The organism is Bradyrhizobium sp. (assembly GCF_049581145.1).
Classification (GTDB): domain Bacteria; phylum Pseudomonadota; class Alphaproteobacteria; order Rhizobiales; family Xanthobacteraceae; genus Bradyrhizobium.
Window position 1 is genome coordinate 1 of sequence record NZ_JBAURI010000251.1, and the last position, 3,329, is coordinate 3,329.

A 3,329-nucleotide genomic window follows, 5' to 3' on the forward strand; every position below is an offset into this window, starting at 1 on the left:
GGGACTGGTCGTCGATCTCTGGGGCTCGTCAACCATGCGCACGGCCGGCGAGGATTTCGCGATGGCGCTGCATCTGGCCGGCATCGAGCCGCGCTGGGACCAGGCCTCCGGCCGTCTCACCGGATTCGAGATCATTGCGCTGGCGCTGCTCGGCCGGCCCCGCATCGACGTGACGCTGCGCGTCTCCGGCCTGTTCCGAGACGTGTTCGCCCCGCTGGCGCAATTGTTCGAGGCAGCCTCGGAAGCGCTTGCAAGGCACGACTGGGAAGGCTGCGAAAATCCCTATGCGAGGCGCGTTGCGCGCGTATTCGGTCCGCGTCCCGGACAGTATGGCGTCGGCATGGCCGCGCTGCGTGATGATTTTTCGCGCGTGGCGCGCGATGCGGCGGGCCAGGCCTGGCTTGCGGCGTCGTCATGGTCGTTCACGGCCGATGGCGCGATGCAGCCCGACCGCAGCGGGATCGAGGCACGGCTGACACACGCCGACGCCTTCGTGCATGTCCAGGATCTGACCGAGACCGATCTGCTGCTCGCCGCCGATTACCCCGCCCACGAGGCCGGCGTAGCCGCCGCGGCCGCAAGTCTCAGTGCTGCGCCGCCATCGCTCTATCATCTCGATGCGAGCCGGCCCGACGCGCCACGCGCGCGACTGTTGACGGAGGAGATCGCGCGCGTGGTGCGCGCCCGCGCCGCCAATCCGCTGTGGATCGCAGGCATGATGCGGCACGGCTTTCGCGGCGCGGCCGAAATCGCCGCCACGCTGGAGCACATGGCGGCGTTCGCGCATCTGGCCGACGCCGTGCCGGCGCATCTGTTCGATCTCTATCACGATGCGACCTTGGGTCATGACGACGTCCGCGCCTTTCTCGCGCGCGAGAATCCGGCGGCGCTATCGGCGATCGAGACCTGCTTCGCCCGGCTGCATGAGGCGTCGCTCTGGATGACGCGACGCAACTCCATTGCGGTTTCGCTGCGGGAAGCCTCATGAGCCGCTTCGAGATCAAGGGCTGGTGCCCCAGCGCATTGCGCCCGATGCTGTCGGGCGATGGTCTCGTGGTCCGCATTCGTCCGCATGGCGGCCGGCTTTCGCGAGCGCAGGCCGCCGGCATTGCCGAGTTCGCCGGACGCTATGGCAACGGCCTGATCGACCTGACCGGTCGGGCGAACCTGCAGATCCGGGGCGTACGCCCGGAGGATCATGATGCATTGATCAAAGCGCTCGCGCAGCTCGATCTGATCGACGCCGACGTGGACTCGGAAGTCCAGCGCAACATCCTGGTCGCGCCGTTCTGGCGCGCAGGCGACGACACCTCTTCGATTGCCGCGGAGCTCGAGCTGGCGTTGGCAGGCCGGTCTCTTGGGCTGCCGGCAAAATTCGGTTTTGCCGTCGATTGCGGCGACGGGCGGACGCTTGCGCAGGCCTCGGCCGATATCCGCATCGAGCGCGGTTTGCAGGACCAATTGATTGTCCGTCCTGACGGCATGCCGCAAGGTCACGCGGTGGCAAAAGCCGACGCCGTCGGGATTGCGCTGGCGCTGGCAGATTGGTTCGTGGCCTCGGGCGGTGTGCGCAATGGGCGAGGGCGCATGGCGGCGCATATTGCAGGCGGCGTCGAATTGCCGGAGGCGCTCGCAGGCCGCGCGATGCCCGGACCGGCCGCTCCCCCGCCACAGCCGCGTCTGCATGCCGGCGGTGCTTTGGTCGGATTAGCCTTCGGACAAATTCAGGGCGCGACGCTGAAATTCCTCGCCGGTCTTGCGCCGGGCTTGCGCATGACGCCGTGGCGCATGGTCTTTCTCGAGGACGCGCAAGAGATGCCCCGACACGAAGGCCTCGTGACGCAAGCCGATGATCCCGTGCTTCGCATCGCCGCCTGCACCGGCGCGCCCGCGTGCCCCCAAGCGCACGCCGAGACCCGCGCTTTTGCCGCGGCCCTGGCGTCCTCGATCCCAGCGGAGGCGCAGCTCCATGTCTCCGGTTGCGCCAAAGGCTGCGCCTATTCGTCGCCAGCGTCGATCACGCTGGTCGGCGCGAGCGACGGCTTTGATCTCATTTGCGACGGCACGGCGCAGGCCGTTCCAAGGCTGCGCGGACTGGATGCGGCAACAATCCTTGCCAAGCCCGCGGTTCTCTGGGGAGCCGCCTGATGCCGTATGTCTATGAAACCTGTGGCGCGGCAATCTACCAAAAATCCTTTGCGACCATCCGCGCCGAGGCCGATCTTGCACGCTTTACGGTGGAGGAGGAGCCGGTGGTGGTGCGCATGATCCACGCCGCGGGCATGGTCGGGCTGGAAGCGCAGATCCGCTTCACTCCGGGCATGGCGATCGAAACGCGGCGTGCGCTACGGAACGGCGCGCCGATCCTCTGCGATGCGCGCATGGTCTCGGAAGGCATCACGCGCGCGCGACTCCCGGCCGACAATGCCGTGATCTGCACGCTCGACAACCCCGCCGTTCCCGCGTTGGCGCAATCCATGAAAAATACGCGCTCGGCGGCCGCGCTCGAACTCTGGCGGCCGCATCTTGCCGGCGCGATCGTGGCGATCGGCAACGCGCCGACGGCGCTGTTCCATCTGCTCGACATGCTGGAAGACGCAAGCTGTCCGCGGCCGGCGGCGATCATCGGCTGTCCGGTCGGCTTTGTCGGCGCGGCGGAAGCCAAGGCCGCACTGCTGGCGGCACGGCCGGTGCCGGCACTGACGGTTGAAGGGCGCCTCGGCGGTTCCGCGATCACGGTCGCCGCCGTCAATGCGCTGGCGAGCAGGAGCGAATAGCAATGGGGCGGATCATCTGCTGCGGCCTTGGGCCTGGCGATCCCGACTTGATGAGCGTGCGGGCCGACCGGGAAATCCGCGCCGCGACGCATGTCGCCTATTTCCGTAAGCAAGGACGGCCGGGGCAGGCGAGAAGCATCGTCGAGGGTATGCTGGCGCCAACGGTGCGCGAATATCCGATGGAATATCCGGTCACCACCGAGCTGGCTTTCGACACCGACGACTATGCGCGGCTGCTTGCCGATTTTTACGATCAATGGGCCGATCGCCTCGAGGCGCTGGCGCGGGAGAACAATGTCGTGGTGCTGTGCGAGGGCGACCCGTTCTTCTATGGCTCGTTCATGCATCTCCACGCCCGGCTGCAGGGCCGCGCCGAGGTCGAAATCGTTGCCGGCATTCCCGGGATGGCCGGATGCTGGAACGCCATCGGCCAGCCGATCGCGCTCGGCGACGACGTGATGACGGTGCTGATGGCAACGTTGCCGGAGACCGAGTTGCAAAGCCGCGTCAGCAATTCCGACGCGCTGGTGATCATGAAGACCGGTCGCAATC

Annotated in this window: 4 protein-coding genes; all 4 read left to right on the forward strand. The window is 67.2% G+C overall.

What is annotated here, in order from left to right:
* A partial coding sequence (locus WCB02_RS08525) for a cobaltochelatase subunit CobN (RefSeq protein ID WP_423957492.1) occupies positions 1-988 on the forward strand: 988 nt, incomplete at its 5' end.
* Positions 985-2,148 (forward strand): precorrin-3B synthase, encoded by a 1,164-nt coding sequence (gene cobG, locus WCB02_RS08530; RefSeq protein WP_423957493.1) that lies wholly within the window; start codon positions 985-987, stop codon positions 2,146-2,148. The genes WCB02_RS08525 and cobG, both read left to right, overlap by 4 nt.
* Positions 2,148-2,777, forward strand: coding sequence for a precorrin-8X methylmutase (locus WCB02_RS08535; RefSeq protein WP_423957494.1), 630 nt, complete (start codon positions 2,148-2,150; stop codon positions 2,775-2,777). The genes cobG and WCB02_RS08535 overlap by 1 nt, the downstream gene beginning before the upstream one ends.
* Before the next feature lie 2 nt (positions 2,778-2,779).
* The coding region (cobI, locus tag WCB02_RS08540) for a precorrin-2 C(20)-methyltransferase (protein ID WP_423957495.1) at positions 2,780-3,329 on the forward strand (550 nt) is incomplete at its 3' end.

What these genes read in the sequence shown, in the direction of transcription:
- cobG (WP_423957493.1), top strand. Translation starts at nt 985, where the DNA reads ATGAGCCGCTTCGAGATCAAGGGCTGGTGCCCCAGCGCATTGCGCCCG.
- WCB02_RS08535 (WP_423957494.1), top strand. Translation starts at nt 2,148, where the DNA reads ATGCCGTATGTCTATGAAACCTGTGGCGCGGCAATCTACCAAAAATCC.